Origin of the sequence: Mesorhizobium sp. M1169, assembly GCF_040318345.1 — a bacterium.
GTDB lineage: Bacteria > Pseudomonadota > Alphaproteobacteria > Rhizobiales > Rhizobiaceae > Mesorhizobium.
This window is the reverse complement of record NZ_JAMYME010000010.1, coordinates 111,155-127,172: the sequence shown is the minus strand read 5'-3', so window position 1 is coordinate 127,172 and position 16,018 is coordinate 111,155. Positions and strand designations below refer to the sequence as shown.

The 16,018-nt window shown below is 61.6% G+C and carries 14 protein-coding genes and 2 tRNA genes; 5 read left to right on the top strand and 11 right to left on the bottom strand.

Features of this window, described 5'->3' with window-relative positions; all coding sequences use genetic code 11:
• Positions 1 to 175: 175 nt before the first annotated feature.
• Both NKH41_RS13170 and NKH41_RS13165 read right to left on the bottom strand, forming a co-directional pair.
• Positions 176 to 679 carry a hypothetical protein gene (locus NKH41_RS13170; RefSeq protein WP_352932849.1) on the bottom strand — a complete coding sequence of 168 codons (504 nt, stop codon included), beginning with the start codon at positions 677 to 679 and terminating at the stop codon, positions 176 to 178.
• 20 nt (positions 680 to 699) lie between these two features.
• Positions 700 to 775, bottom strand: a tRNA-Val gene (locus tag NKH41_RS13165).
• A 217-nt stretch (positions 776 to 992) separates the two neighbouring features.
• Between NKH41_RS13165 and NKH41_RS13160 the strand changes: the two genes are divergently transcribed.
• Positions 993 to 1,069, top strand: a tRNA-Asp gene (locus NKH41_RS13160).
• 93 nt (positions 1,070 to 1,162) lie between these two features.
• Here NKH41_RS13160 and rbsK read toward each other — a convergent pair.
• From rbsK to NKH41_RS13145, 3 genes are read right to left on the bottom strand one after another with little or no spacing between them, the layout of a single operon-like run.
• Positions 1,163 to 2,104, bottom strand: coding sequence for a ribokinase (gene rbsK, locus NKH41_RS13155; RefSeq protein ID WP_352501556.1), 942 nt, complete (start codon positions 2,102 to 2,104; stop codon positions 1,163 to 1,165).
• 4 nt (positions 2,105 to 2,108) lie between these two features.
• Positions 2,109 to 2,561, bottom strand: coding sequence for an RbsD/FucU family protein (locus NKH41_RS13150; RefSeq protein WP_352471958.1), 453 nt, complete (start codon positions 2,559 to 2,561; stop codon positions 2,109 to 2,111).
• A 31-nt stretch (positions 2,562 to 2,592) separates the two neighbouring features.
• Positions 2,593 to 3,651 (bottom strand): ABC transporter ATP-binding protein, encoded by a 1,059-nt coding sequence (locus tag NKH41_RS13145; protein WP_352932929.1) that lies wholly within the window; start codon positions 3,649 to 3,651, stop codon positions 2,593 to 2,595.
• A gap of 293 nt (positions 3,652 to 3,944) precedes the next feature.
• Between NKH41_RS13145 and NKH41_RS13140 the strand changes: the two genes are divergently transcribed.
• From NKH41_RS13140 to NKH41_RS13130, 3 genes are all read left to right on the top strand, one after another.
• On the top strand, positions 3,945 to 5,609 hold the full coding sequence (locus NKH41_RS13140) for an ABC transporter substrate-binding protein (RefSeq protein WP_352926053.1): 1,665 nt from the start codon (positions 3,945 to 3,947) through the stop codon (positions 5,607 to 5,609).
• A gap of 128 nt (positions 5,610 to 5,737) precedes the next feature.
• A complete protein-coding gene (locus NKH41_RS13135) occupies positions 5,738 to 6,859 on the top strand; it encodes a carbohydrate ABC transporter permease (RefSeq protein WP_352932926.1) in 1,122 nt (373 codons plus the stop codon).
• A 13-nt stretch (positions 6,860 to 6,872) separates the two neighbouring features.
• Positions 6,873 to 7,790, top strand: a complete 918-nt coding sequence (locus NKH41_RS13130; RefSeq protein ID WP_352471960.1) for a carbohydrate ABC transporter permease — start codon at positions 6,873 to 6,875, stop codon at positions 7,788 to 7,790.
• A 50-nt stretch (positions 7,791 to 7,840) separates the two neighbouring features.
• On the opposite strand, the gene NKH41_RS13125 is transcribed toward NKH41_RS13130, so the two are convergent.
• Both NKH41_RS13125 and hxlB read right to left on the bottom strand, forming a co-directional pair.
• The gene (locus tag NKH41_RS13125) at positions 7,841 to 8,584 is read right to left on the bottom strand and encodes a creatininase family protein (protein ID WP_352833280.1); all 744 of its coding nucleotides are present in this window, start codon (positions 8,582 to 8,584) and stop codon (positions 7,841 to 7,843) included.
• Positions 8,585 to 8,589: 5 nt separating this feature from the next.
• Positions 8,590 to 9,156, bottom strand: a complete 567-nt coding sequence (gene hxlB, locus NKH41_RS13120; RefSeq protein ID WP_352932923.1) for a 6-phospho-3-hexuloisomerase — start codon at positions 9,154 to 9,156, stop codon at positions 8,590 to 8,592.
• Positions 9,157 to 9,341: 185 nt separating this feature from the next.
• Here hxlB and NKH41_RS13115 point away from each other — a divergent pair, with 185 nt between their 5' ends.
• Positions 9,342 to 10,364: an aldo/keto reductase gene (locus NKH41_RS13115; protein WP_352932846.1), complete on the top strand. Its 1,023-nt coding sequence runs from the start codon at positions 9,342 to 9,344 to the stop codon at positions 10,362 to 10,364.
• Between the two features lie 74 nt (positions 10,365 to 10,438).
• On the opposite strand, the gene NKH41_RS13110 is transcribed toward NKH41_RS13115, so the two are convergent.
• The 4 genes from NKH41_RS13110 to NKH41_RS13095 all read right to left on the bottom strand — a co-directional run bounded on the left by NKH41_RS13110 (position 10,439) and on the right by NKH41_RS13095 (position 15,796).
• Complete coding sequence (locus tag NKH41_RS13110) at positions 10,439 to 10,711, bottom strand: HU family DNA-binding protein (protein WP_006201846.1); 273 nt, start codon at positions 10,709 to 10,711, stop codon at positions 10,439 to 10,441.
• Between the two features lie 196 nt (positions 10,712 to 10,907).
• On the bottom strand, positions 10,908 to 13,319 hold the full coding sequence (lon, locus tag NKH41_RS13105; RefSeq protein WP_352501552.1) for an endopeptidase La: 2,412 nt from the start codon (positions 13,317 to 13,319) through the stop codon (positions 10,908 to 10,910).
• 268 nt (positions 13,320 to 13,587) lie between these two features.
• Positions 13,588 to 14,862, bottom strand: a complete 1,275-nt coding sequence (gene clpX, locus NKH41_RS13100; protein ID WP_006332719.1) for an ATP-dependent Clp protease ATP-binding subunit ClpX — start codon at positions 14,860 to 14,862, stop codon at positions 13,588 to 13,590.
• Positions 14,863 to 15,166: 304 nt separating this feature from the next.
• Positions 15,167 to 15,796, bottom strand: a complete 630-nt coding sequence (locus NKH41_RS13095) for an ATP-dependent Clp protease proteolytic subunit (RefSeq protein WP_023674655.1) — start codon at positions 15,794 to 15,796, stop codon at positions 15,167 to 15,169.
• Positions 15,797 to 16,018: the final 222 nt, after the last annotated feature.

The following is a 16,018-nucleotide window of genomic DNA, read 5'->3' as shown; positions in this document are numbered from 1 at the left end:
CAAGCAATCGCACAACCTGCATGGACACTGACCGGGAGGATTATGGAAGTACAATGCTGCGGTGCTGCAGCAACCATGTGCCTCCGCGTGAACACCTTTGCCGCACCAACCGAACCTTCTGGAAGGCGCCAGGCCAACACGGTGCGGGCTAATCAGAGTGTTGGCGGAGCGTCTACTAGTGCAGTATGGGCGGCAGGGGAACATCCGCGACCGTTCCCCCGGCCACAATCGAGAGCACATAAAGCAGATAAATGGCTAATATCAACAGGGCGAGGAATGAACCGCTGGCAAAGACTCCTGCAACCGCGGCGTCGGGATAAGCTTCGACTTGTTCTTTCTTGAAGGTGTCTTCTTCGTTACGGGTTGTCTTCACAACCCGATCGCCTGGAAGCCGGTTTTTTTCAGCTTCCTTCGATATCTTATCCGCGAGATCTCCTGCGATCACGGGATCGTCCGGAAGATGACTCGCAAGCCATCCAGGAATATTTTCGCTCCCGCCCATGCCCATACGCAATTGAGATACTGCAAGTTGTAGCTTTCGGCAATCGTTTCCCTCATGAGAGGCAAGCAGATCAGACTTAAGTCCCTGCGGAAAGACAGTTTGAATCAGACCAAAGTCCGAGTAGCACAGTGGTCGGATGCGTCTCACCTGACGATCAGCTTGAGCGGTGTAGCCCAAACTGAACACATCGAGGAAAATGGTGGGCGATGACGGGCTCGAACCGCCGACATCTTCGGTGTAAACGAAGCGCTCTACCAACTGAGCTAATCGCCCGCTCCGGGCCGGACCTTTAAGCAGTTAGGACCGGCTTCGCAAGGCCAAATGAGCGGCCAGTGGCTTGGCCGGGAGCCGGTTTCGGCAACAAAGTTCGGCTTGTCAAAAAACCTTCTGCTGTTTGCTGTTATGCTGTCCGGGTCCGCTTGACACCCGGTGGCTTACCCCTTATCCACCGCCCCAACGACGAACACGGCTGACACGTGCTCGTCCATGCGCGGGTGTAGCTCAGTTGGTTAGAGTGCCGGCCTGTCACGCCGGAGGTCGCGGGTTCGAGCCCCGTCACTCGCGCCATTTCTCCTTTGGGGTCACGTCCCCTGGTGTCGGAGAAATGTCGACGTTGATTTGTCAAAAACCGTCGTCGTTCATGATGTAATCCATACGGTCTCACCTCTTGGCGAGCAGCGCCTCGACTTCCTGCAGCGTCGGCATGGACGGCGCGGTGCCCGGGCGCGTCACCGAGATGCCGGCGACGGCGCAGGCGAAGCGCACCGCTTCCAGAGGTTCGATCCCCCTCGACAGCGCGGCAGCCAGGCCGCCGTTGAAGGCGTCGCCCGCGCCTGTGGTCTCGACCACCGGGCCGGCGGCGACCGCTGCGACATGCTCGGAACGGTCGGCCGTGTGCAGCAGCGCACCGTTTTCGCCAAGCGTCACGATGACTGCCCCAACGCCCTTCTCAAGCAGGCTGTCGGCGGCACGGCGGGCGTCGTCGATCGAGGACACCTTGATGCCGGTCAGTTCCTCGGCCTCGGTTTCGTTCGGCGTGACATAGTCGCAAAGCGTGTAGATGCGGTCCGGAAGCCTGGCCGCGGGCGCCGGGTTGAGGATGGTGGTCACCCCTGCCCCGCGCGCGATCTCCAGCGCCCGCAGCGCCGCCTCGATCGGCTGTTCGAGCTGGGTGACGAAAACGCCGGCCGCGCGGATCAGGCCGGCATTTGCCTCGATATCGGCGGGCGAGATCAGCATCGCCGCACCCGGACTGACGATGATCGCGTTGTTGCCGCTCGTCTCCTCGATGAAGATATAGGCGGCACCGGTGTAGCTTTCCGGTGTGTCGATGACGGCGCTCTTCACGCCGGCGTGCGACCAGGTCTGTCTCGCCATATCGGCAAAGGGGTCGACGCCGAGGCGGGTAAGGAAGGTGACGTCGGCGCCGAGCCGGCCGGCCGCCACCGCCTGGTTCGAGCCCTTGCCGCCGGGGCCGAGCGTGAAGGACGTGCCCAGGATCGTCTCGCCCATGCGCGGCTGGCGGGCGGCGCGGTAGGCCGTATCGGCGACGAAGACGCCCAATATGACAACCGGCTTCATGACGATCGGATTCGCCGGCATCCCGCTACTCCGCATCCGGTGGCACGACGCCCTTGCGGAACGCAAAACAGCCATAGAAGCGGCGCTCGCCGGTCTGGATGACGCAATAGGCCTTCTTGGCGCGTTCGTAGAAGGCGTAGCGCTCGACCGAGATCATCGGCCAGGCCTTGCCCTCGGCGGCATCGATCTCTTTTTGCACTTCCTTCTGCACGGCGGGAATGTCGTCCGGCTTGCCGACGATCTCCATGCGCGCGGCGGCATCGTCGACGAAGGTGTCCAGCGGATAGAGCGACAGTACCGCCTTGACCACGTCGGCCGCCGACGCATCGATGCGCAGCAGCCGGCCAAGCACGGTCTGGCGCGCCACCGAATCGGACGGGAAATTGGTGTCGGCGATAATCAGATCGTCACCGTGGCCCATCGCCCGCAGCGCCTGCAGCACATCGGCATTGAGCAGCGGATTGATTCCTTTGAGCATGGCATTCCTCGCGAAGTTTGCTGGGGCGAAATCAGAGACGCTTGCCGGTCTCTGCGTCGAAGAGATGCACCTGGTCGAGCCGCGGTTTCAGGTGCAGTGTGTCGCCCGGCTTGAAGTCGTGGCGCTCACGGAACAGCGCCACCATCTCGCCCTCGCCGAAGCGCAGGAACACCAAAGTCTCGGAGCCGGTCGGCTCGACCACCGAAATCTTCGCCGGAACACCATCGGGATGGATTTCGAGGTGCTCGGGCCGCACGCCGTAGACGACATTACGGTCATCCTCGACGGCACTGGTCGCCGCAATCGGGAACGGCGTCCCGGCGATCTCGACGACGGGCTTGTCGCCCTTGCGCACGACGCCCTTGAGCAGGTTCATCGAGGGCGAGCCGATGAAGCCGGCGACAAACAGGTTGGCCGGCCGGTCGAATAATTCCAGCGGCGCGCCGACCTGTTCGATGCGACCGTCGCGCATCACCACGATCTTGTCGGCCATGGTCATCGCCTCGATCTGGTCGTGGGTGACGTAGATGGTGGTGGTCTTCAGCCGCTGGTGCAGTTCCTTGATCTCGGTGCGCATCTGGACACGCAGCTTGGCGTCGAGATTGGAGAGCGGCTCGTCGAAGAGGAACACCTGCGGGTTGCGCACGATGGCGCGGCCCATGGCGACGCGCTGGCGCTGCCCGCCAGAGAGCTGGCGCGGATAGCGCTTGAGGTAGGGATTGAGGTCGAGGATGTCGGCGGCGCGCTTGACCCGCTCAGTGACCACCGCCGGGTCGGTTTTGCGCAGCTTGAGAGCAAAGGCCATGTTCTGCTCGACCGTCTTGTGCGGATAGAGCGCGTAGTTCTGGAACACCATGGCGATGTCGCGCTTGGCCGGCGGCAGATGGTTGACGATGCGCTCGCCGATGGCGATGGTGCCGCCGGAGACCGTTTCCAGCCCGGCCACCATCCTCAGCAGCGTGGACTTGCCGCAGCCGGAAGGCCCGACCAGCACCACGAACTGCCCGTCGGCGATGTCGACGCTGACATCGTGCAGAACCTTGACGGTTCCGAACGCCTTGGCCACATTGCGGATCGCGACTTGAGCCATCATTCCCCCTTCAGTTGCCGTGAAGCTAAACAACGCAAACGGCTAGGGCAAGTCAGTCTCTTATAGATAAAAAACCCATTCACGTTGACACCGCACTTCGTTGTGCGAATAGTGACAGTGTCCGGCTTATGACCCTGTTCCGGGCGCACCGGTACGCTTGTCCGGCACTGAATGCCAAGCGTCGCGGGAGGGAGAATTCGGGCCGCTATTTACGGGAGTCGCTGTCGTTGGGGAACATAATCGGCGCTCCACCATCTGAACCAATTCACAATTGACCTTCTGGGAGGAACGAAATGAAAGTCAGCCTTTATAACCAACTTGTCCGCGCCGGGGCCACCCGCCGCGACGTGCTGAAGGGAGCGGCCAGCATGGCCGCCCTCGCGGCGGCCTCAAGCGCCGGGCTTGGTGCGCTGACGCGCACGGCTGCGGCCGCCGACGACCTGCGTGCGCAGATCCTGCAGATTCCGGGTGTCGGCAAGGGTCAGCCGACCGATGCCGACTTCCAGCAGGTCGGCGAGCTTTGCCTTGCCGCCACCAAGGCCAATGTCAAGGAAGGCGAATTCGCCGGTGTCGAACTCACCTTCATGGGCCTCAACAACCAGAACCTGCACAATGTGCTGTTTCGCGGCTTCCTGAAGCCGTGGGAGACCTATACCGGCGCCAAGATCAACTGGATCGACCTGGCGCAGGCTGACTACAACGCCCGCCTGCAGCAGTCGATCGCGACCGGCACCGTCGATTTCGACATCATCGAAATGGGGGCACCGTTCGAAGGCGACGTCTGCGGCAAGGGTCTCACCTCCGAGATGCCGGACTGGGTCAAGGACCAGATCGACATGAAGGATGTCGTGGCCTATCTGCAGCCGCCGGTCGGCACCTGGGACGGCAAGCAATATCGCGTGACCGTTGACGGCGACGCGCATAACTTCAACTACCGCACCGACGTGTTCGCCGATGCCGACCTCGCCAAGGCCTGGAAGGACGGCGGCGGAGAAGGCGAATGGGGCGTGCCGAAGACCTGGCAGCAGGTGCAGGCGGTGACGAAATTCCTCAAGGGCAAGCAGGTGAAAGGCCAGGATGTCTTTGGCTATCTCGATGCGCCCAAGCCCTGGGGCGGTTTCGGCTTTTATTTCCTCGGCAGCCGCGCCAGCGCCTACGCCAAGCATCCCGATGACAAGGCCTGGCTGTTTGATGCCGACACGATGAAGCCGCGCGTCAACAATCCGGCATGGGTGCGGGCGATCCAGGACGTCATCGATGCCCTGCCCTCCGAACCTGCCGACCAGATCAACGCCGACCCGAACACCACCGCCTTCCAGCAATTCTTGGCAGGCACCGGTTCGATGGTTACCTGGTGGGGCGACGTCGGTTCGAACGTCAAGACCAACGATTCCTCGGTCGTCGGCGACATCACCGGCTTCTCGATCCTGCCGGGCTCGGACGATGTCTACAACTCCAAGACCGGCCAGTGGGACAAGCTCGCCAGCGGCCCGAACCATGCGCCGAACTGCGCCTATCTCGGCTGGGGCGTTTACGTCATGGCCCGCGTCGACAGCGACGAAAAGAAGAAGAAGGCGGCATGGTCTGCCGCTGCCCATCTCGGCGGCAAGGACCTGTCGCTCTGGTGCGCGGCCTATCCGTCGGGTTTCCAGCCCTATCGCAACTCGCATTTCAACATTCCGGAATGGGTGGCGGCGGGCTACGACGAGGCGTTCATCACCTCGTATCTGAAGTCGGAAGCCGACAGCTACAACCATCCCAACGCGGCGATCGAGCCGCGCATCCCCGGCATCTTCCAGTACTACAGCGCCGCCGAGGACATTTTGGCCAACACCTTTGCCGGCAAGATGAAGGCGCAGGAAGGCGCCGATGCCATCGCAGCCGCCTGGGAGAAGCTGACCGACCAGATCGGCCGCGACAAACAGGTCAAGCTCTACAAGGCATCGCTCGGCATGTAGGCTGAGATCGTGAAACCTCGTCCGGCGGCGCACAGCCGCCGGACATCCGCTTTACCGGCCCGGCCTTTATCGGCTCGGCCGGTCATCGAGCCTCCTGTGAACAGGCAAGACGCGTGGCTGACCGGACCCTGGCTGACCAGACTTTGTCGACAAGTGAATGGCCGGCAGGCGCCGTGCCATCCGACCTGATTCCGCGGAGCCGCAAACGGCTTGGCTGGGCGCTGATGGCTGCTGCGACGCTCGGCCTTCTGGCGGTGATCGCGCTGCAAATCCTCTACAAGAGCGAGGTCGACACCATCGGCTTCGACACCTGGCGGCCGGTGGTCTACGCCTACGTGCTGTGGGGTGTCGCGCTCGGCATCGGCCAGGTGCTGACGCGCGGCGAGGACGGCCAGCGCGCGCTGTTCCTGCTGCCGGCGCTGCTGTTTACCATTGCCATGGTGATCTTCCCGACGCTGTTCGGCTTCTACATCGCGCTGACCGACTGGAACCTCAGTTCCTTCAGCGGACGGCAGTTCAACGGGCTCGACAATTTCTGGCAGATGCTGAACGACGCCTATTATCGCAACGCGCTGTTCAACATGGTGCTCTACGTGCTGGCGGTGTTCGTCGAATATGTCATCGCCTTCGGCCTGGCGCTGCTGCTCAACGCGCAGATTAGGGCACGAAAATTCTTCCGCGTCGTGTTTCTCATGCCGCTGATGCTGTCGCCGGTGGCGGTGTCGTGGATGATCGGCAAGTCGCTGATGGAATACCGCTTCGGGCCCGCCGCGACGCTGGCGCGGCATCTCGGCTGGGAAAACCCGGCCTTCTTCTCCAACCCGATCACCGCCCGCATCTCGATCATGGTGCTCGACGCGTGGACGTTCATCCCGTTCATGATGATCATGCTGCTCGCCGGCCTGCAGGCGATGTCGCGCGAGGTGCTCGAGGCAGCGCGTGTCGATGGCGCCACTGGCTGGCAGACTTTCTGGCAGGTCACCTTCCCGCTGATGCTGCCGGTGTCGGTGACGGCGGTCATCCTGCGCATCATCTTCAAGCTGAAGCTCGCCGACATCATCATCACCGTCACCTCCGGCGGCCCGGGCGGCGCGACGGATTCGGTGTCCAGTTTCATCTACCGCGAGTATCGCGACCGTTCGAACGTCGGCTACGGCACGATGCTGGCGATGGCCTATTTGATCATCATCATCGTGTTCGTGACCTGGCTGCTGAAGTTCGCCAGCCGCTTCGTGCGCAACGTCAACTGATCGGGCCGGCAAGATGAGCGTTCAGACCACCGACTATGCCGCTTCCGAAATCCGCTCGCCGGCGAGCTTCCTCGCTAACCGCGTCTTCATCTATGGCGCGCTCATCTTCTGGGCTTTCATCTGCCTGTTCCCGATCTATTGGACGATAACCACTTCGTTCAAGACCGCGGTCGACGTCACCCAGGGCCATCTGATCCCGTTCGTCGACTTCCGGCCCGACTGGAAAGGCTGGCGTTCGCTCGGCCTGTCGCCGGACTCGATCTTTCGGACGTCGACGGTCCGCGACGAATTCATCAAGCGCTTCATGAATTCGGTCATCACTTCGGTCGGCGCGTCGAGCCTCGCCATCGTCATCGGCAGCCTCGCCGCCTACGGGCTGACCCGCTATCGTTACAAGTTTGCCTGGTTCAGGAACGAGGATATTTCCTTCTTCTTCCTGTCTCAGCTGATCCTGCCGCCGGTGGTTTTGGCCTTGCCCTTCCTCGTGCTTTACCGGGAGGTCGGCCTGCTCGACACACGCGTCGGGCTGATCCTGCTCTATACGCTGATGGTGCTGCCGATCGTCATCTGGATCATGCGCGACCAGTTCAACTCCATCCCGGTGGAGCTGGAGGAGGCAGCACTCGTCGACGGCCTGTCGATCTGGGGCGCCTTCTTGCGCATCGTCATGCCGATCGCGCTGCCGGGCATGGTCGCCGCCTTCATCCTGGCGATGGTGCTGTGCTGGAACGAGTATTTCTTCGCAGCGCTTTTGACCTCGACCGACGCAAAGACCATTCCTGTCATGGTGGCCAGCCAGACCGGCTCACAAGGCATCAACTGGTGGTCGATGGCAGCGCTTGCCACCGCCGCCATCACGCCGCTCGCCGTCATCGGCATCGCGCTCGAGCGTTACCTGATCATGGGCATGACAGCGGGCGCGGTGAAATAACTGCGCCGGCTCTCCCTTCTCCCCTTGTTGCGGGAGAAGGGAAAAGCGCGCTAACCCGAAAGCGTTGCCCGCAAATGCTCGAGGATCATGGCAACCCCTTTTTGCCCCAATTCCGCCGAAGCTTCGGGCGCACTTGCCGTGTACCAGCCGGTGTTGTCGGCGAAGCGGCCGGCATCCACCGCCTCCGGGCACAGCGCCAGCATCAGCGACGTCTCGCCGATGCCGGCATGGTCGAACGGGTACTGGCTGTGCAGTGAGGCCGGCATCAGCGGATGCACCTGCACCCAGTTGAAGAAATTGCTGCCCTCGGCGTGTTCGGCATAATAGTCAGCCATCGCCGCAGAGCCCCACCAGCCTTCGCCACGTTCTTTCTCCAGGAAGCGGAAGATCGCCTGCCGGCCGGCGGCCTTGAAGGCGAGATCGGTTGGCATGCCGGCGGCAAAATTTTCGGTCTGGTGGTGAATGATGGCGTGGATGTTGCGGAAGCCGATGCGCAGCAGGCTATAGAACAGTTCTTCCGCAAATGGCGCCAGCACATTGCCGCCGACCTGCAGCGAACCACTGCCCTCCGGTGCTGCAACAGCATAGCTCGCCGCGCCGTAATAGAAGGGCGGCAGAATGACGATCTCGGCTTCTTTTTCGAACAGTTCCAGGCTCTTGACCACCGCCAGCGTGTCCATGCCGACGGCCATGTGCTCGCCGTGATATTCAAGCACACCCAGCGGCAACACGACCGGCCGGTTTTCGGCGATCACCTTGCGTATCTGATGCGGCAGCATCAATTCGTAGCGCATGACACCTACTCCATATTGGTGTGGCGGCCGCGCATCGCTCCCGGCGAGACGCCGGTCAGATCCCTGAGCTTCAGCACCATCACTTCGAAGAGGACGAACAGCGCGCCTTCGAAAACCGAGCCCATCGGCAGGACGGATGTCTTTTCCTGCCCCTGGTCGTCGGCCATGGTCTGAGCCGGGATAAGCAGTGTGAGGTCGGCCAGCTTCGCGGCAGTGCTGTCGGCTTGCGCGGTGAGCAGCAGGACGGTGGCACCGACCTCGCGCGCGACCTGCATCAAGGTCAGCACCGTCGACGTCTCACCCGGGCCGGAACTGGCGAGGAAGACATCGCCCGCGCCCAGCGGCGGCGTGGTCATGTCGCCGACGACCGACACCGGCAGACCGAGATGATAGAGCCGCATGGCAAAACCCTTGACCTGCAGCGCCTCGCGGCCGCAGCCATAGGTGACGATCTTTTTCGCACCGGCCAAGATGGCGCAAGCGGCGTCGATGCGGCTTGCGTCGATACGCTCCAGCACGGTGCCAAGCTCGTTCAGCGCAATCCCAAACAGGTTTTCGCCGGCGTCCGTCATGACATTTTGCACCAGCTTGCCGGTGCCGGAGAACCATTTGAATATCTCAGTCACCTTTGCCCCGAACAGCTTGTTTTCATTCATGCTATCACCGCGAAAATCGGTGTCCAACGACACGCAGTGCTTTTGATGCGCTACAGCCGTGATAGTGTCACGGCAAATCGTGAATGAGGAAACGACGACATATGAAGACACGGCATTTCGACCGCATCGGCAATGGCGGCATCACCTTCACCGAGCTCGGCTTCGGCACCGCACCGCTCGGCAATCTTTACCGCGCCGTCTCCGATGAGGATGCCAATGCTACGCTGGAGGCGGCATGGCGGGTCGGCTGCCGCTACTTCGACACCGCGCCGCTTTATGGGCTAGGCCTAGCCGAAACGCGGCTCAATCCGTTCCTGCGTTCGAAGAAGCGCGACGACTACGTGCTGTCCAGCAAAGTCGGGCGCATAATGCGCGCCTGCCCGCCGGAACAGCGCACCGGCTTCGGCAAATTCTTCGACACCCCATCGCGCCGCGAGGTCTACGATTACAGCTATGACGGCGTCATGCGCTCCTTCGAAGCCTCGCTGGAACGGCTCGGCGTCGACCGCATCGACATCCTCTTCGTGCACGATGTCGACATCTTCACCCATGGCAGCAAGGAAGCCTCGGACCAGCGCATCCAGGAATTCATGAGCTCCGGCTACTACGGATTGCTGGCATTGCGCGACCAGGGCGTGATCAAGGCTTTCGGCGGCGGCATCAACGAGTGGCAGGTTGCCCAGACGCTGGCCGAGCGCGGCGATTTCGATCTGTTCCTGCTTGCCGGGCGTTACACGCTGCTGGAGCAGGAAGCGCTGCAGTCTTTCCTGCCGCTATGCCAGCAACGCGGCATCGGCATCGTTCTCGGCGGGCCTTACAATTCCGGCATCCTGGCAACCGGGCCGAACCCCGGCGCCTACTACAATTATTCGGAGGCGCCGCAGGACATCATCGACCGCGTCACCCGCATCGAGGCCGTCTGCAAACGCCACGGTGTGCGCCTGATCGAGGCGGCGCTGCAGTTCCCGCTGCTGCATCCTTCCGTTGTCTCGGTAATCCCCGGCGGCCAGCGGCCGGGCGAAGTCGAAAGCAATCGCTCCCTGCTCGACGCGAAGCTGCCATCGGCGCTGTGGACCGATCTCAAGAAAGAAGGCTTGATGCGCACGGACGCGCCGACGGCATAGCGCCGCCTTTTCCAACAGAAAAGAAAAACCGGATATGCCGGCTTTTCTTTTCTCTGAAAGACTTAAGGAGGCGCCTAGTTGACCGCGTCCTTGAGGCCCTTGCCGGCCGAGAACTTCGGCACGGTGCGCGCCGGGATCTTCACTTCCGCACCGGTCTGCGGGTTGCGGCCGGTCGACGCGGCGCGTTTTGACACGGTGAAATTTCCGAAGCCGACAAGCCGGACATCGCCGCCCTTTTTCAGTTCGCCGGTGATCACGGAAAACACCGCATCAACCGCCGACTGCGCGTCACCCTTCGAAATACTCGCGGCATCGGCGACAGCGGACACCAGTTCGTTCTTGTTCATAAAAATTCCCTTCCATGAGAAAACCGGAACACTCGACTCATCCGGCAGGAAACGGACTTTAGAAAGAAGCGCTCCGGCAACCAAGTCGAAAAGCGCCAGGAAAGTCGAAAAAAGCCCGGAAATCCGCGGTTCTTCACATGAAAAAGCCGGGCTCAAGGCCCGGCTCTCTCTTTGTGCATTGCAACTTTAGCAAGCACTAATGCGCCAGCGATTTACCAGCCTCGTCTCCGACATCGACCACGGCCGGCGCATTGACGGGTTCGACCCACTGGATCGGTTCCGGCATGCGCACCAGCGCATGGCGCAACACTTCGCCAACCCGTGAGACCGGAATGATCTCCATGCCGCTCTTCACGTTCTCCGGAATCTCCGCCAGATCCTTGGCGTTCTCTTCCGGGATCAGCACCTTCTTGATGCCGCCGCGAAGTGCGGCAAGCAGCTTTTCCTTAAGGCCGCCGATCGGCAGCACCCTGCCGCGCAGCGTGATCTCGCCGGTCATCGCCACATCGGCCCTGACCGGGATACCGGTCAGCACCGAGACGATCGCCGTCGCCATCGCCACGCCAGCCGACGGTCCGTCCTTCGGGGTTGCACCCTCTGGCACGTGGACGTGGATATCGCGCTTGTCGAACAGTGGCGGCTCGACGCCGAAATCGATGGCCCGCGAGCGGACGTAAGAGGCCGCCGCAGAGATCGATTCCTTCATCACATCGCGCAGATTGCCGGTCACGGTCATGCGGCCTTTGCCGGGCATCATGACGCCTTCCACCGTCAACAGCTCGCCGCCGACTTCCGTCCAGGCGAGCCCGGTGACCACGCCGACCTGATCGTCGCTCTCGACCTGGCCGAAGCGGAAGCGCGGAACACCAAGGTAATCGGCAAGATTGTCCGCCGTGATGTTGATCGTCTTCTTCTTCGTCTTCAGGATCTCGGTCACCGCCTTGCGCCCGAGCTTCATCAGCTCGCGCTCCAGGCTCCTGACGCCCGCTTCACGGGTGTAGGTCTGGATGATGCCGCGGATCGCGTCCTCGCCGACGGAGAACTCCTTCGGTTGCAACGCGTGGTCGCGGATCACCTTGGGCATCAGGTGACGCTTGGCGATCTCGATCTTCTCGTCCTCGGTGTAGCCAGCGATACGGATGATCTCCATGCGGTCCATCAAGGGCGCAGGGATGTTCAGCGTGTTCGCCGTCGTCACGAACATCACGCTCGACAGGTCGTATTCGACCTCGAGGTAATGGTCCATGAACGTCGAGTTCTGCTCGGGATCGAGCACCTCGAGCAAAGCCGATGACGGATCGCCGCGGAAATCCTGGCCCATCTTGTCGATCTCGTCGAGCAGGAAGAGCGGGTTGGATTTCTTCGCCTTCTTCATCGACTGGATGACCTTGCCGGGCATCGAGCCGATATAGGTGCGCCGGTGACCGCGGATCTCGGCCTCGTCGCGCACGCCGCCCAGCGCCATGCGGATGAACTCGCGGCCGGTCGCCTTGGCGATCGACTTGCCGAGCGAGGTCTTGCCCACGCCGGGAGGTCCGACGAGGCACAGGATCGGCCCCTTCAGCTTCTTCTGGCGGCTCTGCACAGCGAGGTATTCGACGATGCGGTCCTTGACCTTGTCGAGGCCGAAATGATCGGTATCGAGCACATTCTGTGCAAAGGCCAGGTCCTGCTTGACCTTGGAGTTCCTGCCCCACGGAATCGACAGCAGCCAGTCGAGATAGTTGCGCACGACGGTCGATTCAGCCGACATCGGCGACATCGTCCGCAGCTTCTTCAGCTCGGCTTCCGCCTTTTCGCGGGCCTCCTTGGATAGCTTGGTCTTCTTGATGCGCGCCTCGATCTCGGCGGCCTCGTCGCGGCCGTCCTCGCCCTCGCCGAGCTCCTTCTGGATCGCCTTCATCTGCTCGTTGAGGTAGTATTCGCGCTGCGTCTTCTCCATCTGGCGCTTGACGCGCGAGCGGATGCGCTTCTCCACCTGGAGCACCGAGATTTCGGCTTCCATGAAGCCCATCGCCTTTTCCAGCCGTTCCTTGACGGACAGCGTGGCGAGCATCTCCTGCTTCTCGGGGATCTTGATGGCAAGATGCGAGGCGACCGTGTCGGCGAGCTTGGAATAGTCGTCGATCTGGCTGGCGGCACCCACCACTTCGGGCGAGATCTTCTTGTTCAGCTTGACGTAGTTCTCGAAGTCGGTGACCACGGAACGTGCCAGCGCCTCGACTTCGACCTCTTCCTCCTCCGGTTCGACCAGCGCCGCAGCACGGGCCTCATGGAAGTCGGGACGGTCGGTGAACGCGACGATTTTCGCGCGCGAGGCACCTTCGACCAGCACCTTCACGGTGCCGTCCGGCAGTTTCAGCAATTGCAGCACATTGGCGAGCGTGCCGATGTCAAAGATGGCATCGGGCTCCGGATCGTCGTCGGCGGCATTCATCTGGGTCGCGAGCAGGATCTGCTTTTCCTGACCCATCACTTCTTCCAGCGCCTTGATCGACTTTTCGCGCCCGACGAAGAGCGGAACGATCATGTGCGGGAACACCACGATGTCGCGCAGTGGGAGGACTGCGAAGACGCCGTCGCTGGGAGCCTTGGATAATTTGGCCATTGTCCAACCTTTCATGTCGCGGCCGCCAATCGGCCAACCGCGAATCTCATATTAACGACCGGGGATCGTTCCGCCTACCACCGTTTGTGACGGGAGTTTTACAGCACAGAATTCGGCACCACGGCCTTCCGCCTTTAGTTGGAGGCCCGGGGGGTAAAGATCAAGGGTCAACACTGTCCGTCCCTCCAATCCGCAGCCAGCACGCGGTGTGCGACAGCAAAACGGCGCCCTGCGGCGCCGTTTCAGAAAAATCCATTGCCGGCTCACGTCAGGCGCTGACGTTGCCCTTCTTTTCCTTCTGCTCGGAATAGATGTAGAGCGGCCTGGCGTTGCCTGACACCACCTCTTCCGAAATAACCACTTCGCGCACGCCTTCCAGTGCCGGCAGCTCGAACATGGTGTCGAGCAGGATCGCTTCCATGATCGAACGCAGGCCGCGTGCGCCGGTCTTGCGCTCGATGGCGCGCTTGGCGATCGCCGACAGCGCGTTCTCATGGAAGGTCAGGTCGACATTCTCCATCTCGAACAGCCGCTGATACTGCTTGACCAGCGCGTTCTTCGGCTCGGTCAGGATCTGGATCAGCGCCGGCTCGTCGAGGTCCTCCAGCGTCGCCAAGACAGGCAGACGGCCGACGAACTCTGGAATGAGGCCGAACTTCAACAGATCCTCAGGCTCGACCAGGCGGAAAACATCGCCGGTGCGGCGATCCTCGGGCGAAGCGACGATGGCCCCGAAACCGATCGAGGTCTTCCTGCCGCGATCCGAGATGATCTTGTCCAGGCCGGCGAAAGCGCCGCCGCAGATGAACAGGATGTTGGCGGTGTCGACCTGCAGGAATTCCTGCTGCGGATGCTTCCTGCCGCCCTGCGGCGGCACGGAGGCGACAGTGCCTTCCATGATCTTCAAAAGTGCCTGCTGCACGCCCTCGCCCGAGACGTCGCGGGTGATCGAGGGATTGTCCGACTTGCGCGAGATCTTGTCGATCTCGTCGATATAGACGATGCCGCGCTGGGCGCGCTCGACATTGTAGTCGGCCGACTGCAACAGCTTCAGGATGATGTTCTCGACATCCTCGCCGACATAGCCGGCCTCGGTCAGCGTCGTCGCGTCGGCCATGGTGAAGGGGACGTCGATGATGCGGGCCAGCGTCTGCGCCAGCAACGTCTTGCCGCAGCCGGTCGGGCCGATCAGCAGGATGTTCGACTTCGCCAGCTCGACGTCGTTGTTCTTGCCGGCATGGGCGAGGCGCTTGTAGTGGTTGTGGACGGCCACCGACAGCACGCGCTTGGCGTAAGGCTGGCCGATGACGTAGTCGTCGAGAACCTTGAGGATTTCCTGCGGGGTCGGCACGCCCTCGCGCGACTTCACCATCGAGGTCTTGTTCTCCTCGCGGATGATGTCCATGCACAGTTCGACGCATTCGTCGCAGATGAACACCGTCGGCCCGGCGATCAGCTTGCGCACTTCGTGCTGGCTTTTGCCGCAAAACGAGCAATAAAGCGTGTTCTTGGAATCACCGCTGTTGTTGCCGACCTTGCTCATTTTCATGTCCTTTCATGGCCGCCCGCCGATGGTCTGGTTGAAAGGGCGCATATTCAATCTATCGCGGGAATCCGCCGCCGCCAGTGCCCCGGCTCCCGCAACGCATTCCGTACGAAACACAAATCGGAAAACGGGGCAATGATTCGAACAACCCCACGCAAAGCTAAGCCGTCGAAAATCAACATAGCCTTAACGTAGGCAATTGCACCCGTCGAGGGAACAGCCAATTGTGGCCGAAATGCCGCAAGCTGCGCCAAAAGCGCGTGATCCCGCCACTCATTGCCACCGCGGGGCCACCGCGGACCTATAAGGCAATACCTTCGACCGGCTCACGTGACGAAATGACCTTGTCGATGAGGCCGAAATCCCTGGCCTCGTCGGCAGTCATGAAATGGTCACGGTCGAGCGTTTTTTCAATCTCATCATAACTCTTGCCGGTGTGCTTGACGTAAACCTCGTTGAGGCGACGCTTCAGCTTGATGATGTCCTGGGCATGGCGCTCGATGTCGGAAGCCTGGCCCTGGAAGCCGCCGGAAGGCTGGTGGACCATGATGCGGGCGTTCGGCGTGGCAAAGCGCATGTCCTTGTGGCCCGCCGTCAAGAGCAGCGAGCCCATCGAGGCGGCCTGACCGATGCAGAGCGTCGACACGGCAGGCTTGATGAACTGCATGGTGTCATAGATCGCCATGCCGGAGGTGACGACGCCGCCGGGCGAGTTGATATAGAGGTTGATTTCCTTCTTCGGATTCTCCGCCTCGAGGAACAGCAGCTGCGCGCAGACCAGCGTCGCCATGCCATCCTCGACCGGACCGGTAATGAAAATGATGCGCTCCTTGAGGAGCCGCGAGAAAATGTCATAGGCCCGCTCGCCGCGATTGGTCTGTTCGACCACCATCGGAACGAGGTTCATGTAGGTTTCGACGGGGTTCTTCATGGACTATCCCTTTTTGAGGATGGGATTCCGGCGCCGGAGATTTGCAATCGGGCAGAATCGGTTCTGGATCGTTGTTGTGTAAATAGGATGCCGGCTCACCCTAGCGCAAGGCCGCCTCTCCTAGCCACTTGGTTAAAACGAATCAAGCTTGCCGACGGTGCCCGGAGGACGCGGCACGGATCCTGGTGGATTGACTTCACCTCTTTGATCCCACGGTTTCGC